Genomic DNA, 18,342 nt, shown 5'->3' on the forward strand with positions numbered 1-18,342 from the left:
CTTCTCCAGACATCTATTTTTTCAATTCCCATATAATATTAAACCATCCCCCACGATTCTGCCGTCTTAGAAATTTAACCCTGACTTATATGCATTTTTAAGATACCCGGCTAATCGTTCCTTTCGTTGTGCCTCATCCCAATGGGTAGTACCATCAAATATAATCATTTCCTTTTTAAGGGCTCTGTTTCTGATCCTGTCCCCCAGCATTACGATTCTCATTGCATCGGATTCGCCGGTTTCTTTAAGCGACTCCATTGTTTTTCCTGCAGATAAAATAAATAATGCCTTCTTAAGTATTTTTATTTGGGGATTTGGATTATATGCAAAACCGCTCGTCCATATTCGGTCAAACCAACCCACTAATTTTGCAGGGGCCTCCGTCCAAAAAACAGGATATATGAATACAATTGCATCAGATTCCTGAATTTTGCGCTGTTCTTCCATAACATCTTCCGCTACTGGAATATCCGATCTATAATAAGCTTCTCTTTCATATTCATTTTCTGATATCTCAGCATTAAAATTCATCTCATATAAATCAGATACAATAAATTCATGGTTTGCATCATTGAGTCCCTTTAAAAACTCCTGCATCATCTCATAAGTAAAGCTCTTTTTGCTTGGATGACAGTAAACAACAAACACTCTCATAGCTTTGTCCTTCCTGGTCCTTTGAGCACCTAATTCTGTTGCTAGTATTTTATAAGATATTTATTAAATCAATTCCCATAAATTCTTCAGCCTCAAATGTAAACTTTACAATCCATGGCATTAAATTTCGAATCTGCTGAAACTCAGCAAATCCAAAGGATTGATCGTAGTAATGAATAACTGTACTTAATGCAGTTCCTTGAGCTCCAATTACCACAGCTTCATCCTTATATTCTCTAAGAATGTCCGTCAGAGCTTTTATATTTCTTTCCTGTATATCCCTTAAACTCTCCCCATAAATGACCAGATCAATATTCCGGCATGCCGAGCAAAATATACAGTTGTCATGTTACTATCTCCCCATTCATATAGTAGCGGTTGTTTTCAATGCGTCCTTTCATACCAAACGATATTGAAGGCTTCACGAACTCATACACCAGTAATTCCTCTTTGTTTTTATTAGATTCTTTTATTACAATCCCATTGTGATCAAAAACAGCCGTTGGTGCAGTTTGAAAATTAGATATACTATTTACAGACACAACCGTCATGACGTTTTCTACTGCTCTGGTCAAAAGATGAGATTTAATAATGTTATAACGTACTTCGTCGTCTACTATCGACGTATCTGAAAAACTGACAAAACACAGATCAACTCCATTTTTATATAATTCTCTGAAACTTTCAGGAAATCTAATATCAAAGCATATCCGAAATCCTATTTTCAGATCATCCACTTCCAATATTCCTATGTTTTTCCCTCTTTGAAAATTCTCGCTATCCCACCCCCATAATGCAGTTTTATCATAATGCCCCGCCTGTCTGCCTCTATCATCAAACAGGATAAGAGAATTAAACCTCTTATCACCTTCAAACCTCACAGTTCCTACTCCCACATAAAGCTTACATATTCCAGCCATATCAGCAATTTTACGTAATGCTTCATTTAAATCAGACTCATTTATTTCTTTAATTCTATTTTCTAAAGGTGGGTAACCGCAAAGAGCGCATTCATGAAATACTAAAATTCTGACGTTCTGATCTGCCGCCTTATTAATTGCTTTTATAATAGTATTCAAATTATTGTTGATACACCCTGTACTCCCAAATTGATATACACCAATTTTCATTAGCATCCCCCATATTATCAATCATTCATTTCAGCAATAACGCGGTTCTCTTTTGCCGTAACCTGCACCCAGGCGGGTGGCAATCTCAATAATTTCTTTATTATTCATAATACTCTCCTTTTTATTTCTTTACCAGCCACTCTTTTGCCTTTTCAAGATCATCCATACAAATCATTAAAAAATTTGTATCTGCACTCTTCTTTTTCATATATCTTTTCATTTGTATATTTAGTCCCACAAACACAACTTTATGCAGCTGCTTTTTAAGTTTAAAAAATTCAAACAGAATCCAGTCCAGACAATCACTGTCAACATTGGATTCATCCATAATTACGACAACAAAGGAGCTGGCGGACGGCTTTTCAATTTGTAATAGATCCTGACTAAATTTCTTCTTTAGCAGTTCTTTCTGATCATAAAGTGAATCCAAATGCTCACACCAGATTTCTCCTCCGTTAAAGAACAGAGAAAAAGACTTTTTATTTAAACCAAGTTCATATTTTTCCATAACTTATCCACCTCTAAATTTTATGTTCCATACAAACGGAATCCTCCATCCCTTCATACTGACCGTAATTAGGGATAACCTGATAACCTGCTTTTTTGTACATGGCATAAGCTGCTTCAAAATTTCTTCCAGTCTCCAGAATACACCACCTATAACCGCTCATCTTTGCCTTAGCCTCTAATCTCCGAATCAATTCTGCTCCCAATCCCATATGACGGTGCCCCTGATCAACGAAGACCCTCTTTATTTCCGCATGATTATCATCAAACAGCTTAAACGCTCCACATGCCACCGGCTCTCCATCACGATATGCCACAATCACATCATGAATGCTGTCTCTCTGATTAAACTTGTCATACTTGCTTCTTTGATATTGAACTCCAACAATCTCATTGAGAGTATGGTCCAGCCTGCCGCAAAGCATTGCAAAATCAGGATCAGCGCCATCGGTATCCCGAAACTCCAACACAGACAGACTGCGTAACTTTTCCTTATTTTTTTTACTTAATTTATTTATCACAGTCTCATAAGCTTCATCAATCATCTGAAACAGTAAATCCTGATCAGGAAATGAATCTAAATCTATGGTATTCCAGTGTGGCTGCTGTACGGGAGGGCAATGGTATCCTCTTACTATGATTCCCGGATAAAGCTGACGATAAAGGTATGCTTTTTCCGGGACACACTTTAAGGTCATCTTATAAAAGTTTTTCTGTGGATTAAATTGCGCAAATATCTTCCCCATTACCTTGTAACAAATCGGATACTCCCCAAACGGCCGGGCTTCATAAGCGCCGGGATGCCTGTGGCAGTATTCATTTATGGTATCAATTATTTTTTTATGATTTTCCATAGTCCCTCCCGTTTTCAAATATTTACAATATAATAACATATTTTTTAAGTAAATATAAGAACTGCAGCTATTTTTCTGTATTAAAAAGGCTTTGTTCTTGAAATTTCGAACAAAGCCTTTTAAGATTTTTATTTTACACGCCTGGAAGCAATCAATGCATAGGCGCAGGGAATCACGATCATGGTTAAAACCGTGGACAGAATAATACCAAATATAACTGCAGTAGCCATAGGTGCCCACAGGGGCCCCCCTGAAATCATAAGAGGAAGAAGAGAGAAAACTGTAGTTATCATTCCGATCATTATGGGGCGCATACGCGTTTCACAAGCCTTAACAATGGCATCCTGATTGCTTTTGGACTCCGGTATAAGTACCTTAATATAATCCAGAAGCACAATACCGTTATTTACAACCACCCCCATAAGGCTGATTGCCCCCAGAAGGGCCATAAATCCAATGGGATAACCCATCCATTTTAATCCCCAGATAATTCCAATAAAGGACAGTGGTATCGTACCCATTATAATCAGCGGCTCTAAGAGATCTCCAAACTGGAATACCAGTATGATATAGATTAAAATCACTGCGATGATTGTGGGCATCGTCATGGAAGAAAATGCATCACTGCTGTTCTCACTTTCACCGCCATATTCCAGTGTGTAACCGTCCGGAAGAGGAAGACCTTCCATGCTTTTTTCCACATTTTCCATCACTGCTTCCGTGTTATATCCTTCCTCTACATAACTGCCAATGGTAATGGTACGCCGGCTGTTTCTGCGGATAATCTGGTTTAAGGAAGACTGAGTCTGTATTGTTGCAATCTGGGTCAGAGGCACATTCTTCCCTGTGACCTGTGAAGTCAGAAATATTGTATTTAGTATTTCCCGGCTTGTTTTATCTTTATCAGAGATTTTGGCAATAACCGGAAGCGAATCTTTCTCCAGATCCTTCTGCTTCATTTTTAATATTTCTAAACCATTTACTGCCATTCGAACAGTACTTGCTACATCGTAGTTGGTAATTCCTACGAGGTTGGCCTTTTCCTCATTTACATTCACATTCAGGCGGTAACTGTTATCTCCATAGTTATCCTCAATATTGCGTGTCCCTGGAACATTACGGCACCGGTCCTCAATCTTGGCTGCAATACTCCGCAGCTGTTGGATATCATCACCTGATATCCGCACTTGAATAGGATAGGTCAGAGGAAGGCTGATTTCTAAATATTTAATGGTAGTGCTGACTCCTGGAACCTCTTTAAGAATTTTCTTTTCCACAGCTGCCGCCTCCTCTCTGGTTCCATTGATCAGAAACTGCGCTTTATTGGTCGCCTGCTGTTCCGGCTCAAAGGTAACATAATATTTCATAAAACCATCGCCAGCAGTACTTGCAAAGGATTGTATGGATTTTTCTTTCTTCAATACAGCCCCCACCTTTTTGCATTGATCCAGAGTCTTCTCAAGGGTACTGCCATCCTGGGTAGTTACGTTCAGCACATACTGATCACGCTCCACAGGGGGAAACAGCTGTACAGACAAGGTCGGCACTACCAGGAAAGAAACCACTAGCAGAGCAGCAAAAAACAGAAGAATGGCACGTGGCTTTTTCAATGAAAAATTCAGCAGACGGCCATAAGTTTCCTTGCCTTTTACTAAAAACACTTTTAGATGCAGCTTCTCTTCTATCTTTTGTTTCCAGACAGTAAATTTGGACGGTTCTGTTTTTACAGGCTTATCCTTTGTCTGCTGCCTGTAAAGAAGATGTCCCAGCGCCGGAACAATAGTCAGAGATGTTATATAAGAACCTGCAAGTGCCACACTGACCAGAATAGGTAATGTTTTCACAAATTTTCCTGCATCTCCGTTCATCATTGCCAGCGGGAGAAAGGAAGCGACTGTGGTCAGAGAGGAGGTTAAAATAGGGATTCCTACTTCCTTTACACCACTGATACAGGCATTTGTGAGTGTCTCACCCTTAGCCAGATAAACATGAATGTTATCGTTTGCAACAATCCCATTTGCAACCATTAAACTCAGTGAGATCATGAGTGAAGCCACAGCTACCTGATGCAGAGGAATTCTCGTCAGATACATATATCCGAATACAAAAATACAGATAACTGGTATGGGGATAGAAACAACTGCAGCAGAGCGCACCCCCATGGCCAGCAGAACAACCACAAAAACCAGAAGGATTCCTTCAATGAGATTATCTGCAAACATATCAATAGAACCCTTTACAAAACCGGCCTGATTATTTAGTTCTGTCAGTTCCATTCCCACATACAGCTTTGTTTTTTCAAATTCATGGATTTTGTCCTGAAGACGCTTTTCAACATTTAATATATTAATTCCAACCGCATATTTTACGCCGATCAGAACTCCCTGTCGTCCATTGACAGATACCTGTTTTTCCGGTTTTACTGGTGTCTGAAGAACTTCAGCTACATTTTTTAAATACACCGGAGTACCGGAATCTGTTGATACGGATACAATTGTATTCTTTATTTCCTCCATGGACTTATATTCCCCGGAAACCTGCACCGGAATCTTAGTGCCAGTAAGTTCCAGATTTCCTCCTGGAATATTAATGTTACGGGCACCCAGCTGTGTAGCTACTGCGGCAGGAGAAATTCCGTACTGCTGAAGCTTAGACATATTTAAATCAATTTCAATTTGCTGTTTTTCATCTCCCATAATGTCCACAGCCTTTACGTCAGAATCCCCGGAAAATATATTTTTCATCTGCCTGGCAACATCAGCCATCTCCTGATTGGTATTATCTGCTCCGGAGAGTCCCAGAATCAGTCCATAAGAGCTTGAAAAGTCTGTTTTTATGACAGGAGCCTGGGCATCAGAAGGCAGCTCTGGTTTAATCTCATCAATCTTTTCCCTCAGCTTATCCCATTTTTTATTAATTTCACTGTCACTCATATCTTTCAGCGTGATCTGAATGACTCCGGCTGAATCTACAGAATAACTATCCAGCTTCTTTATGCCCGCAATCGTATCAATTTTATCTTCAATCGGCTTAACAATCAGCTTTTCTATATCTTCCGGACTTGCCCCCGGATAGATACAGGTGACGGAAGCAACCGGACTGGTCACTTCCGGATTCTCCTGCCGCTCCATTACGATATAAGCATAAATACCAAGTATCATAAACAGGCCGGTCAGCAGAGCAAGAATACTTTTATGCTTAACACTCCAGGCAATCATGGCTGAACCTCCCCTGCAAGCTGAACAGAATCGCCGTCATATAATAAAAACTGACCCTCTGTTACTATCTGATCTCCAAATTCCAATCCGGAAAGAATCTCAATGGAATTGTCCCGGATTTCACCGGTTGTCACGATTCTTCTGCTTACCGTATTACTGACAGAATTATATACAAATACCACGTTTCCATCTGCCCTCTGCAAGACACTGTCTAATGGAATCAAAACTGCTTTTTGTGAACCTGTATGGAGAATGACACTGGCAATCATTCCCGGCTTTAATTCACCTGTTGGATTCTTTACACGGATTTTAACAGTAAATGTCCGGGTATTGCTGTCTGCTAACGCACCGATCCCTGAAACGCTTCCTTTAAACGCGGTATCAATGCCGTATACGGAAACGTCGGCACTCTGTCCATATTTTATCTGGTTGATCTGCTCATCCGGAACACCAACTTCTATGTAAACCTCATCCGTTCTTCCTATCACAACAACCGGATACCCTGCGGCGGCTGTCTCACCGCCATTCATAAGCTTTTTTAATATCACTCCGCTCATGGGGCTGTTCAGTGAAGTATCTGCCAGGTCCCTGACTGCCTTATCAGCAGCTGCTGCTGCCTGGTCTTTCTGGGCTGCTGCTGCCTCAAGCTGCGCAGCTGCCATATTTTTCCCTTCCAGTGCCTGGTGATACGTCTCAGAATCTGCAGCAAGCTTTGCTGATATTTCATCAAGATCGCTTTGGGATACTGCCTGCGCTTCATACAGAACCTTTACCCTGTTATAGGTTTTCTGAGTGAGCACAAACTGTGCTTTAGCCTGGGCGATTTTTGACGGCACATCTGTATCCAGCTGCATCTTTGCCGTTGCATACTGTGCCTCAGCTGCCCGCAACTGTGCCTGGGCCGCCCTTACCTGCAGCGTATAATCCTCCATGGAAAGTTCTGCCACCTTCTGTCCCATTTCTACTGCATCACCTTCCCGCACATATACCTCCTTCAGTTTCCCATCAAGCTTAAAAGACAGATTTGCAGTTTCAACCGGAGTTACATTACCGCTTACATTTAATGTGTCCGTATAAGCCGCATCACTCACAGTTGCAACAGAAATACTTCTAACCTCTTTCTTTTCCTGCTTGTCATTGCAGCCAGTAAGAAGCAATGCACACAAAACAGCTGCCCATATGAATATTCTCATTCTCACTATCATTGCCTGTCTCCTTTATCATTGCCGCTCTTTTTCATCGGTTTTCTGTTTACACCTGTTGGATTGCATGATATTATTTTTTAAGAGAAAAATCAAGAAACAAACTTTGTAAAGTGTAGCCTAAACTACATTTTTCCAACAATTGTAGATTGGAGAACTATCAATGGAAGACCAGACAATTGACCTGCGTATGCAAAGAACCTGCCGATTTCTTAGTGAAGCTCTTTTTGAACTGGTATTGAAAAAACCGTTTGAAGAGATTACCGTGACCGATATCTGCAAAAAAGCCATGGTTCACCGCACTACATTCTATAAGCATTTTGAGGATAAGTACCAGCTTTTGGAGACGATGTTTTCAGAAGAACAAAGAAAATTTATAGAATTACATATTGAAGAGGGAGAATCAGAACAAGAATATTATCGGCGTATCATCCGCCAGATGTTTGAATATGCCAGTAATTATAAGGATTTTTTTGTCCAGAGTGCCTCTCATATAAAAAATGACTTTATGGCCGGTCTTTTAAGAAATACGGTACGCACCTACCTTGACCGGTGTTTCCGTATGGATGAGAAGCGGTCAGGTGTTCCCAATTCCGTTCCTATTGCCATCATGTCGGAATATTATACGGGAGCTGCCATTGCCTTAATCATGTGGTGGCTTCAAAACGGCATGAAGAGTTCCATTGATCAAATGGTAGATTATATGAGTTCCATGATTGTGTGGTAAGCAGCGCAAAGAAGCATCCACAGTTTACTTGCTGCGGATGCTTACTTTTTCCATATCAAACTGATAAAATCTTCATAAACTATCACTGTTTCCAGATAAGAAAAAGCGACAGCCCTTTTATCATCACTATTTAATTCGGAAAAAATAATTTTCGGAGGAACTATGAATTCTCTTATTTTATTATTTTTTTCCTCCATTAATTTTCCCTTTGTTTCCGTCAGTTTTTCCAGCTCCTGATTAATATAATCCACCGTCAAAGTGCTAACAGCTTTAGTCTTAAGAACCTGCATCAAATTTATAACAGCTTCATCAATCCGGATCAGCTCCAGTTCCAGTTCATTGGTTTCATTGGTATTATTAAAAGGGGCCGGTTTACAGCCAGCCAGTAGTTTTTCCAATTCAATCTGAACAGAACCCTCGATCTGTTCGATCCTCATTTGAGGTTTTAAATCGCAATCAAGGAAATCCTTTCCGCGGCACCGTAAGGTCCTGACTATCTCTCCATCTGATTTGCGCTTATATTTCCGGACCATCACTGATCTCCCGCAATCCCCGCATTTCATCAAACCAGTCAGCCAGCTGTTGCGCAGACCTTCATTTGAGGCTACCTTTTCATTGGTATCCAGCTTTTTCTGACAGCTGAGCCATAATGCTGAATCAATATATCCCGGCCAGTTACCAATAGCAAAAGTAGCCCCTTTAGAATCCAGTGCTCCCTTTGTCACCGCTCCTTTTTTTCCCACCAGCATACCGCCATGCTCTCCGTTAAAATCCTTAAGAGGATTGATGATATTTACTCCCAGATTTTTAAAATATGTATAAACAGCATGGTCACATTTCACGCTGGCCGGATTTCTTATTACCCGCCCAACGGAACAGGGAGACCATTTGCTGCTGTTGGGTCCGGGACATTGCTTTGCTGTCATCATTCGCCCGATATCTCCCAGACTGGTAGTCGGATAAGCGTAAACCTTCATAATCTCTTCCAGGTTCTTTATATTATCTTCTAATTTCAGAGAGGATACCTTTTGATCTCCCTGTGTGATTGTTGTATTACTGTAACCATAAGGTGCAGGACCTCCCGGCCAGCGTCCCAGTTCAATCCTGTCATAATAATTGTCATAGACTCTCTTAGAAATCTGTTCCCGCTCCATCTGGGCAAATACAGCCATTATAAATATCATTGCCTTCCCAATGGGTGTTGAGGTATCAAAATTTTCCGTAACAGAAATAAATTCCACCTTATATTTGCTTAAATATTCCCAGGTATTTGTAAAGTCCAGAAGGGAGCGCGTAAAACGGTCCAGCTTATAAACAAGGATTCTGTTAATGGTCCCTTTCTTAATGTCGTTTAACAATCTTAAAAATTCTGGTCTGTGCACCACATCTTTTCCTGATATTCCTCTGTCAATGTATAATTCGGGCTCACCAATTGCCATGCCTTTTGCAAAGCTCAACTGCGTCTCAATGGAGAGACTGTCTTTTTTATCAATTGACTGTCTGGCATAAATCGCATCCATATGACTTTATAAATTTCCCTTCTTTGCATCTGAAGAACATTTTTTTTCGGATTGTGATTTATGAAATAGAATGAGTTGAAGCTCATCATAAACCTTCTGTACAGCTTCCTCTCTTTCGTGATTGCTTTTGTAGACAGGATAAATATTTTCTACCCTCATGCAGTACGATTACACCTCATTCATATATACTTGTTTCAATATATGACAGGCATTGATATTTAATCCTTAGAGACAGGCCTCTTTTTCTTTTTAATAATGACCAGTATAACAAGTAATACCAGTAAAAAGACAGTCAATTCAACAGTTATTGTATAAAGGTATATTAATATCTTTCTAAATCCTGTGCCTGTCTGTGGTTCATAGACAGCCGTCACACTCTTTTTGTAGACCATATGGCCAGTTTTGTTCTCCGCCCCCTCTTCTTCATAGATTCCACGATAGATCTTTGCCTGTACGGAAGGAAACGTTACCTCCCCTCCATAAATACCTCTGATATCTTTCACTCTTTTCCTGCCGCTGGCACGAGCTCTGCGGATCGTATCCCCATGATGTTTTTCAGGTTCATCATCCCATGAAATGTTTGTTATCTCATAATAATCCTGAGGTAAATTTAAATAATTCAAAAACGCTTCTGTATAGTCAATCAGAGAAGCTCCATTGGGTATTTCTGTATTACCCAACAAATAGGAATTCTCCTGATAGCCGGAAACTGTAATGGGAAAGGCAAAATCATAGGCCCAGTAATTCCTTTCTTCTTCAAAGGAAACTGCAGGTAGTTTTACTGACAACTCCAGATTCAATTCTTCCTTCATTACCTGAACCTCTGCTTCCTCCGGCAGACGGTCAATATATTCCACGCCATTGTAATATACAGATGACTCCGTATATTCCGTTTTTTCTTCTGTAGTAATATCCAGTATCTCACTGGCAGTTAAATGATATTTTTTTCCGTCCTTTTCTATTGTTTCCCTGGGTTCATACCCTTTTGGACTGCCCACAAACGGTGCGGAATCAATTGTTATGCCTGCAGCCGGATTAATCATCTCCACACGGTCCGTATGCAGGGACTTTAACTGGTATTTTATCCCCTCTTTTTCGATCACCTCCTCAAACTGACTGCTCCCGTCATTCTCCTTAAGTGTTGTTTGAAATTCTTTCTTTATCTCAACGGTTCTTTCTGCCCCAAATGACTGGTTAAAGTACCCTGTCAGAAATACAAAGACGGTTAAAAAAAAGGTATTAATCATTAATCTTTTCATTCTAATCAATCTGATTTAACTAAATGGCAGATCCGGATCATCAAGTCCATCCGGAATATTCATAAAACCATCCCCCATTGCACCCGACGGATCTGGCCTTGAAACGGTCTGGAGTCCTCCCGCACCAGCATTCTTACTGTCCGCAAACTCCTGTTCATCTACAATCACTTCAAACGTATACACTTTAATTCCGTCTTTATTAATATAACTTCCTGTTTGAACTCTTCCTGTGACCAACACTCTCATTCCCTGATGAAAGTATTTCTCCGCAAATTCTCCCGTCTTATCAAACGATACGCAGTTAATAAAATCCGCGGTTGTTTCATTGCCATCCTGACTTTTACGCCCTCTGCGGTCAACGGCCAGCGTGTATCTGGCAATTGCCATTGTACGTTCGCCTTGTGAATATCTTACTTCAGGATCTCTGGTTAATCTTCCCATTAAAATTACTCGATTCATATTCTCCTCCATTCATTAAACATCAATTATTTCTGCTTAAATTGTAGTTCCAGCTTCATTTCATTGACTGTCTTAACACCTCCTTTCTTGTATTTGGTTATATCTGAACAAGCATTGTCACACCCGGGAGTAAAAGAAAAAATACACAAAGAAACGGGAAAGAACGCCATTCGCCTTAACCCATAAGACTCAGAGACATATACCCATATAATGGAAAATTAGAAAACGAAGAAAAATGATACTGCAATAAGAAAAAAAGAAATTTCAAATAAATCAGGAAAATAAAATTTAAATAATTTGGATTTAAAACAGATAACACAATCAAAGAAATGAATTAGATTTAAGCAATATCATTCTATCAGATATATAGCATTAAGTAAACCCCTCAATCCATTATTTTCTAACCGTATCCAGCGTATCCATATTCCACAGTACCACCGTCATATTGGTTGTGCACTCCAGCTTCTCATTCCACGATCCATAGGGCGGCCGTAGGTACTGGGGCCTGACTCCTGTAATTGCCTCAATCTGACGATTGTTTTCTTCTATCTGCTCACAGGCATTGGATACCTCCTCCTTATTCATCTGAACGTGGCTGTACCCATGATTCCCGATTAAATGCCCATCTTCCTGCATCTGCTTCACAATTGATTCTTTACCGATTACATTCTCTCCCAGAAGAAAAAAGGTAGCATGGACACCCCTTTTACGAAGACCGTCCAAAAGTAACGGAGTATAAACAGAATGAGGTCCATCATCAAACGTCAGTGCAATCTGCTTGCTCCCTGAAAACTGTTCCCGAACATCCTCCTTTGCCTCTCCCCCGGAGTCTACCGGAAGAAACAGGATCTGCCGCGCCTCATTATAGTTATAATATAACGCTCCTGCAATAATGATATCTAAGACAATGACCGTCAAAAAACAGGCCACTTTCCATTTTATTTTCATAAACCCACAAGCCGGCTTTCTGCTTTTATTAATCAATCTATGGTCATAGAGGAGAAAATAATACCAGAATATTACTGTTTTTTTCTATCTTTTCCTTCTAAAAAGCGCTATAATTAAGATATATTAGAAGTATATTTTTAAATATTGTGTACAATCCCTAAGGGAAGGAGCGGATTTAAATGGAGCACAGGATCATTGCGATCGGGCGCCAGTTCGGCAGCGGAGGACACGAGATCGCATCCAGACTTTCTGAAGAATTGGGGGTTCCGTTGTATGACCGGGATCTGGTAGAAATGGCCGCCGAAAAACTGGGACTTTCGGAAATTACCGTTGAGACGGTAGATGAATCAGTTTTTAACACATTTCTCTCTGCATACCGCTACAATGGTTTTGCCCCAAGAAGAATTCCATTAAATGACAGCACGTTTGAGACACAAAGTAAAATCATTGAAAATCTTGCAAAGAAAGGACCATGCATCTTTGTAGGGAGGTGCGCCGACTACGTACTGCGGGATAATCCACTATGTTTGAATCTATTTGTCTATGCATCACTAGAAGACCGTACAGAGCGTATTACGAAACGCTATCATATCTCCAAAAAGGAAGCGGAAGCATCCATTAAAAAAATGGACCACCGACGAAAGCAGTACTACGAAACCTACACCGATCGAACCTGGGGAAGCATTGAATCCCACAAAATTCTGTTTAACATCAGCCAGCTGGGAATTACACAAACCATAGACACAATCAAGCACCTCTATTCTAATCAGATTGAATCCAGTTAAGAACTTTCCACATATGCAAAAAGGGCTGCCTGCCACAGTAGTGGAGACAGCCCTTAAAAGGCTTATTTAACAGATGAAGTTCTGATTAAGCCATGCAAACATTAACTGCCTGCAGACCACGGTTTCCTTCTGTTGTTTCATAAGTTACTTTCTGACCTTCTTCAAGAGTCTTGTAACCATCAGAAACGATTCCAGAGAAGTGTACAAATACTTCCTCGCCTGTTGCATCATTTACGATGAAACCATATCCCTTAGCACCATTAAACCATTTTACTGTACCGTTGTTCATAACGCGTACCTCCTAATAAATAAAAAATAATTTGATATATCGCCTGAAACAAAAAATCACATATTTTTGTAAATCATCATCCGAAAATAATGACTTACAAAAATATGTGAAATCATAACTCCATTCGATATTACACGTATATTCTACCCCGAAAACGCAAAAATGTCAAGACTAAACTAATATTTACATAAATCAAAAACAGGGTCCTGTCCCTGTTTAAAAAGGTATGGACCCTGTTAATATTGGCTGAACAATCAATTACTTTAAAGTAACTTTTGCGCCTTCTGCTTCTAAGGAAGCCTTGATCTGATCTGCTTCTTCTTTGGAAGCGCCAGCCTTTAATACCTTAGGAGCACCATCAACTACATCTTTTGCTTCCTTTAAGCCTAAGCCAGTAGCTTCACGTACAACTTTGATAACTTTAACTTTGTTAGGACCTACCTCTGTTAATTCTACGTCGAATTCAGTCTTCTCTTCTGCTTCTGCTGCAGGACCTGCTGCTGCAACTACTACGCCTGCTGCTGCAGATACACCAAATTCTTCCTCACATGCCTTTACTAATTCATTTAATTCTAATACAGATAACTCTTTGATCGCTTCGATAAATTCAGCTGTTGTTAACTTTGCCATGATAATATACCTCCGTAATTAATTTGTTTTTTTTAATGGAAGTTCGGTTCGCCTTTGGCTCACCGAACGGCTGATTTACTAAATTCAGGCTGCACATTCGTTTGCCTTCATTAAGTAAATCATGCCTCTGCGCCCTGTCCGTCTGCAATCTGCTTGAGAACACGTGCAAAGTTTGTGATAGGAGACTGGATGCTTCCCAGTAACTTTCCAAGAAGGATCTCTCTGGAAGGAATAACAGAAATCTTCTGCATACCTGCTGCATCATAGAAAACGCCTTCTACAACACCACCCTTGATTTCAAGAGCAGGAGCTGTCTTAGCGAATTCAGCCAGGATTCTTGCCGGAGCTGTCGCATCTGTCTTGGATACAGCAATTGCTGTAGGTCCTTCCAGAACTGGATCCAGACCTTCAAACGCTGTTCCCTTAGCAGCAAAACGGATCATGGTATTCTTATATACCTTGTAAGAAATTCCAGCCTCTCTTAATTTCTTACGAAGATCTGTATCCTGAGCAACGGTGATGCCACGGTAGTCTACAACTACTGCAGTCTCAGCGCCTTCCAGTAATTCCTTAATCTCGTTTACTACTGGCTGTTTTAATTCAACTTTTGCCATTATGGTTTACCTCCTGTTTAGTCTAAGCTCTGCAGTTGCCTGCAAAAGCCTGTTCGTATAAACTGCAAAGGAAGTCCGATTAGCCTGAAGGCTAAAAGAAAAACCTCTCTGACAAAAAGACAGAGAGGTTTACAATTCATTTATTAAAAATGATTCTTGCATATTCCTCGGCAGGCGTTATCACCTTATGCCTTGCGGCACCTGCTGTCTTCGGCAGTTAATACTTGGTTAGTATAACATTATTTATAATACATGTCAACCACAAAGCAAAATTAGCCCATTAACTTTGCTACATTCAGCTTTACGCCAGGTCCCATAGTGGAAGCAAGTGTAACGCTCTTTAAATAAGCACCTTTAACTGTACTTGGTTTTGCTTTGACGATTGCATCAATAAGCGTCTGGAAGTTGTCCGCTAACTGTTCTTCTGTAAAAGAAGCTTTTCCAACTGGCACGTGGATAATATTTGTCTTATCAAGTCTGTACTCAACCTTACCAGCTTTGATATCATTGATTGCTTTTGTTACATCCATGGTAACTGTACCAGCTTTTGGGTTTGGCATTAAGCCCTTAGGTCCAAGGACACGTCCTAAACGACCAACTACACCCATCATGTCTGGAGTAGCAACAACTACATCAAAATCCAACCAGCCTTCGTTCTGGATCTTCGGAATTAATTCCTCTGCTCCAATGAAGTCTGCTCCTGCAGCCTGTGCTTCATCAGCCTTGGCACCCTTAGCGAAAACTAAGATGCGGACAGTCTTACCTGTACCGTGAGGAAGAACTACGGCACCACGGATCTGCTGGTCTGCGTGACGTCCGTCACAACCGGTTCTGATATGAGCTTCAATGGTTTCATCAAATTTAGCACTTGCATTCGTCTTAACTAAAGAGATTGCTACTGGTGCATCGTAGAGAACAGCGCGATCTACTGTCTTAGCTGCCTCTGCGTATCTTTTTCCTCTATTCATTCTAAATAACCTCCTAGTGGTATTGTCGGGGATTTTCCCTCCCACGTTACAAAACGTCGATTGCTAAGAAACTTAAGCCTCAACCGTGATACCCATGCTTCTTGCGGTACCAGCGATCATGCTCATAGCTGCTTCAACTGATGCTGCGTTTAAATCTGGCATCTTTAATTCAGCAATCTTCTGTAACTCAGCCTTGGAAATGGTAGCTACTTTTGTCTTGTTCGGAACTGCAGATCCTGATTTAAGCTTGCAGGCTTTCTTCAGTAATACAGCAGCTGGCGGAGTTTTTGTTATGAAGCTGAAGCTTCTGTCCGCATAAACAGTAATAACAACCGGAATGATTAAATCTCCCTGGTCAGCAGTTCTTGCGTTAAATTCTTTTGTAAACTGTACGATGTTTACACCATGCTGTCCAAGTGCCGGACCTACAGGAGGAGCTGGTGTAGCCTTTCCTGCTGGAATCTGCAATTTGATATATCCCGTTACTTTCTTTGCCATAATTAGGCACCTCCTAAATAAATGTGGTATTGTCGGGGATTTCCCTCCCACGAGCCTATACAACAGTATAAGCCGCTTTTACTTGTTACATCTTCTTTATCTCGCTGAAGTTCAGTTCTACCGGAGTCTCCCGGCCAAACATCTCAACGTTAATGGTGATGGTTTTCTTACCTTCGTTGATGGACTTGATAGCACCAACGGTATCCTTCCATGCACCGGAAGTTACCACTACGGTATCTCCCACTTCAAAGCCAACAATTACTTCTTCATTCTTAAATCCAAGCTTTTGCATCTCATCTTCTGTCAGAGGAACCGGTTTTGATCCAGGACCTACAAAGCCTGTTACACCACGGGTATTACGTACAACATACCATGTATCATCATTCATGACCATGTGAATCAGTACGTATCCGGGGAACATCTTTTTATCGGCCTTTTTTTCCACGCCATTTTTCAGTTCAATGACGGATTCAAGAGGAACCGATACTTCCAGAATCTGATCCTGCAAGTTTCTGTTTTCGATTGTTTTTTCAATGTCAACTTTTACTTTGTTTTCATAACCTGAGTAGGTATGGACTACATACCAATTTGTTTCTGACATAAATTCACCTTAACCCTTACGAATTATAAGATAAAACTGAGACCAAACTTGATGATAAGATCAAGAAGCGCAGTAATCAGTCCTAAAGCAACCGCAGATGACATAACAGCGATTGTTTCTTTCGTTATGGTATCTTTGTCAGGCCAAACGATCTTGGAAAACTCGGCTTTCAAGCCATTAAAAAAACTTTTTTTCTGAGTTCCCTCGTTGTTCACTGTATCTCCCATAATCTGCCTCCTAAACTAATTACTTCGTTTCTTTGTGCATTGTATGGCTCTTACAGAATCGGCAATACTTCTTAGTTTCCATTCTGTCCGGATGAGTCTTCTTATCCTTGGTCATGTTGTAGTTACGCTGTTTACATTCAGTACATGCCAGTGTGATTTTTGTGCGCACGACTTCCACCTCCACTTAAATTATCGTTGTTGTGTTTTCAGTCCTTTTTTTTCTGCTTCAAGAAATTTTGAGCATAAAAAAAAGACCTAAGCTCTTCCATTCGCCCAATTACTATAACACACAGGACTGGATTCGTCAATCTTTTTTTAGAAATACCCGCTAAATTGTAGGATTAAAACATTATAGCACGGGAAACTGGAAAAATCAAGCCCAAAGTTTCCCGTGTGTGTGTCTAATCCTCGATTGCTGTCAGATACCGCCTTAATGCATCCTGCCAGGAGGGAAGAGGTTCAAAACCATTTTCCTTCAGCTTATCCTTACTCATACGGCTGTTCATGGGACGTTTGGCCTTTACAGGAAACTGATCGGAGGTCACTGGTTCAACTGTAACCTTCATGCCAGCCTGCTTAAAGATTTCACAGGCAAAGTCATACCAGCTGCAAAGTCCCTCGTTGGTAGCATGATAACGGCCGTATTTTTCCGTTTCAATCATATCCACCAGAAGGCGGGCAAGGTCAAAGGTATAAGTGGGAGAACCAACCTGATCGGCAACAACGTTCAATTTGTCCCTGGTTTTCCCCAGATTCAGCATTGTCTTTATAAAATTCCTGCCATTCACACCGAACACCCATGCAATTCGAACGATGAAATACTTCTCGAGGTTTTCTTCCACTTCCAGTTCCCCTTCGTACTTCGTCTGTCCATAAACATTTAACGGCTCTCTGTGATCATCCGGCTCCCAGGGGCGGGTTCCCTGACCGTCAAATACATAATCGGTACTGATATACATCATTCGGATATCCAGATCTTTGCAAACTCTGGCGATGTTCCCGGTTCCTCTGGCATTGACATTCCTGCAGATATCCTCATTCTCCTCTGCCGCATCTACTGCTGTATATGCCGCACAATGAATTACCGCATCCGGAGCAGCTTCCCGAATCACCCGGTTTACGCTTTCCCCATCTGTAATATCCATCTCTTCAATATCTACGCCAACTGCCTCATGATTCCGTTTTTTCAGCTCATTTACTACGTCATATCCAAGCTGGCCCTTTACGCCAGTAACTAATACTTTCATCGCTG

22 protein-coding genes and 1 other annotated feature are annotated in these 18,342 nt (G+C 40.8%); of the genes, 2 read left to right on the plus strand and 20 right to left on the minus strand.

Features of this window, described 5'->3' with window-relative positions; all coding sequences use genetic code 11:
* Nucleotides 1–66: 66 nt before the first annotated feature.
* From RZO55_RS13840 to RZO55_RS13870, 7 genes are all read right to left on the minus strand, one after another.
* Nucleotides 67–654, minus strand: a complete 588-nt coding sequence (locus RZO55_RS13840) for an NAD(P)H-dependent oxidoreductase (RefSeq protein ID WP_318064858.1) — start codon at nt 652–654, stop codon at nt 67–69.
* A 49-nt stretch (nt 655–703) separates the two neighbouring features.
* On the minus strand, nt 704–991 hold the full coding sequence (locus tag RZO55_RS13845) for a histidine phosphatase family protein (RefSeq protein WP_318064910.1): 288 nt from the start codon (nt 989–991) through the stop codon (nt 704–706).
* 7 nt (nt 992–998) lie between these two features.
* A complete protein-coding gene (locus RZO55_RS13850; RefSeq protein WP_318064859.1) occupies nt 999–1,784 on the minus strand; it encodes a carbon-nitrogen hydrolase family protein in 786 nt (261 codons plus the stop codon).
* A 121-nt stretch (nt 1,785–1,905) separates the two neighbouring features.
* The gene (locus RZO55_RS13855; RefSeq protein ID WP_318064860.1) at nt 1,906–2,292 is read right to left on the minus strand and encodes a hypothetical protein; all 387 of its coding nucleotides are present in this window, start codon (nt 2,290–2,292) and stop codon (nt 1,906–1,908) included.
* Between the two features lie 13 nt (nt 2,293–2,305).
* A complete protein-coding gene (locus RZO55_RS13860) occupies nt 2,306–3,145 on the minus strand; it encodes a GNAT family N-acetyltransferase (RefSeq protein ID WP_318064861.1) in 840 nt (279 codons plus the stop codon).
* 128 nt (nt 3,146–3,273) lie between these two features.
* On the minus strand, nt 3,274–6,363 hold the full coding sequence (locus tag RZO55_RS13865) for an efflux RND transporter permease subunit (protein ID WP_318064862.1): 3,090 nt from the start codon (nt 6,361–6,363) through the stop codon (nt 3,274–3,276).
* Complete coding sequence (locus RZO55_RS13870) at nt 6,360–7,568, minus strand: efflux RND transporter periplasmic adaptor subunit (RefSeq protein ID WP_318064863.1); 1,209 nt, start codon at nt 7,566–7,568, stop codon at nt 6,360–6,362. Before RZO55_RS13870 ends, RZO55_RS13865 begins: the two co-directional genes overlap by 4 nt.
* Before the next feature lie 160 nt (nt 7,569–7,728).
* Between RZO55_RS13870 and RZO55_RS13875 the strand changes: the two genes are divergently transcribed.
* On the plus strand, nt 7,729–8,292 hold the full coding sequence (locus tag RZO55_RS13875) for a TetR/AcrR family transcriptional regulator (RefSeq protein ID WP_318064864.1): 564 nt from the start codon (nt 7,729–7,731) through the stop codon (nt 8,290–8,292).
* 41 nt (nt 8,293–8,333) lie between these two features.
* Here RZO55_RS13875 and RZO55_RS13880 read toward each other — a convergent pair whose 3' ends face one another.
* The 4 genes from RZO55_RS13880 to RZO55_RS13895 form a co-directional block, all read right to left on the minus strand.
* Nucleotides 8,334–9,812, minus strand: a complete 1,479-nt coding sequence (locus tag RZO55_RS13880; RefSeq protein ID WP_318064865.1) for a recombinase family protein — start codon at nt 9,810–9,812, stop codon at nt 8,334–8,336.
* 218 nt (nt 9,813–10,030) lie between these two features.
* Nucleotides 10,031–11,071, minus strand: coding sequence for a hypothetical protein (locus RZO55_RS13885; RefSeq protein ID WP_318064866.1), 1,041 nt, complete (start codon nt 11,069–11,071; stop codon nt 10,031–10,033).
* A 15-nt stretch (nt 11,072–11,086) separates the two neighbouring features.
* Nucleotides 11,087–11,530: a single-stranded DNA-binding protein gene (locus RZO55_RS13890; protein ID WP_318064867.1), complete on the minus strand. Its 444-nt coding sequence runs from the start codon at nt 11,528–11,530 to the stop codon at nt 11,087–11,089.
* A gap of 393 nt (nt 11,531–11,923) precedes the next feature.
* Nucleotides 11,924–12,478, minus strand: a complete 555-nt coding sequence (locus RZO55_RS13895; RefSeq protein WP_318064868.1) for a polysaccharide deacetylase family protein — start codon at nt 12,476–12,478, stop codon at nt 11,924–11,926.
* Between the two features lie 179 nt (nt 12,479–12,657).
* Between RZO55_RS13895 and RZO55_RS13900 the strand changes: the two genes are divergently transcribed.
* A complete protein-coding gene (locus RZO55_RS13900; protein ID WP_318064869.1) occupies nt 12,658–13,263 on the plus strand; it encodes a cytidylate kinase-like family protein in 606 nt (201 codons plus the stop codon).
* Nucleotides 13,264–13,348: 85 nt separating this feature from the next.
* Here the strand turns inward: RZO55_RS13900 and RZO55_RS13905 are convergent, their stop codons facing one another.
* The 9 genes from RZO55_RS13905 to rfbD all read right to left on the minus strand — a co-directional run bounded on the left by RZO55_RS13905 (nt 13,349) and on the right by rfbD (nt 18,337).
* Nucleotides 13,349–13,552, minus strand: coding sequence for a cold-shock protein (locus RZO55_RS13905; protein ID WP_158377501.1), 204 nt, complete (start codon nt 13,550–13,552; stop codon nt 13,349–13,351).
* Nucleotides 13,553–13,810: 258 nt separating this feature from the next.
* Nucleotides 13,811–14,182, minus strand: coding sequence for a 50S ribosomal protein L7/L12 (rplL, locus tag RZO55_RS13910; RefSeq protein WP_277405760.1), 372 nt, complete (start codon nt 14,180–14,182; stop codon nt 13,811–13,813).
* 119 nt (nt 14,183–14,301) lie between these two features.
* Nucleotides 14,302–14,796, minus strand: coding sequence for a 50S ribosomal protein L10 (gene rplJ / locus RZO55_RS13915; protein ID WP_318064870.1), 495 nt, complete (start codon nt 14,794–14,796; stop codon nt 14,302–14,304).
* Between the two features lie 88 nt (nt 14,797–14,884).
* Nucleotides 14,885–15,028 (minus strand) — a sequence feature (ribosomal protein L10 leader region).
* A gap of 40 nt (nt 15,029–15,068) precedes the next feature.
* Nucleotides 15,069–15,764, minus strand: a complete 696-nt coding sequence (rplA, locus tag RZO55_RS13920) for a 50S ribosomal protein L1 (RefSeq protein WP_318064871.1) — start codon at nt 15,762–15,764, stop codon at nt 15,069–15,071.
* A gap of 72 nt (nt 15,765–15,836) precedes the next feature.
* The gene (gene rplK, locus RZO55_RS13925; RefSeq protein WP_097002672.1) at nt 15,837–16,262 is read right to left on the minus strand and encodes a 50S ribosomal protein L11; all 426 of its coding nucleotides are present in this window, start codon (nt 16,260–16,262) and stop codon (nt 15,837–15,839) included.
* A gap of 85 nt (nt 16,263–16,347) precedes the next feature.
* The gene (nusG, locus tag RZO55_RS13930; protein WP_318064872.1) at nt 16,348–16,863 is read right to left on the minus strand and encodes a transcription termination/antitermination protein NusG; all 516 of its coding nucleotides are present in this window, start codon (nt 16,861–16,863) and stop codon (nt 16,348–16,350) included.
* Between the two features lie 23 nt (nt 16,864–16,886).
* Nucleotides 16,887–17,090, minus strand: coding sequence for a preprotein translocase subunit SecE (secE, locus tag RZO55_RS13935; protein ID WP_318064873.1), 204 nt, complete (start codon nt 17,088–17,090; stop codon nt 16,887–16,889).
* Between the two features lie 19 nt (nt 17,091–17,109).
* A complete protein-coding gene (rpmG, locus tag RZO55_RS13940; RefSeq protein WP_013271142.1) occupies nt 17,110–17,259 on the minus strand; it encodes a 50S ribosomal protein L33 in 150 nt (49 codons plus the stop codon).
* Nucleotides 17,260–17,491: 232 nt separating this feature from the next.
* Complete coding sequence (gene rfbD / locus RZO55_RS13945; protein WP_318064874.1) at nt 17,492–18,337, minus strand: dTDP-4-dehydrorhamnose reductase; 846 nt, start codon at nt 18,335–18,337, stop codon at nt 17,492–17,494.
* Between the last annotated feature and the right edge of the window lie 5 nt (nt 18,338–18,342).

The sequence above is a fragment of the Clostridium boliviensis genome (genome assembly GCF_033342255.1).
GTDB classification, from domain to species: domain Bacteria; phylum Bacillota; class Clostridia; order Lachnospirales; family Lachnospiraceae; genus Lacrimispora; species Lacrimispora boliviensis.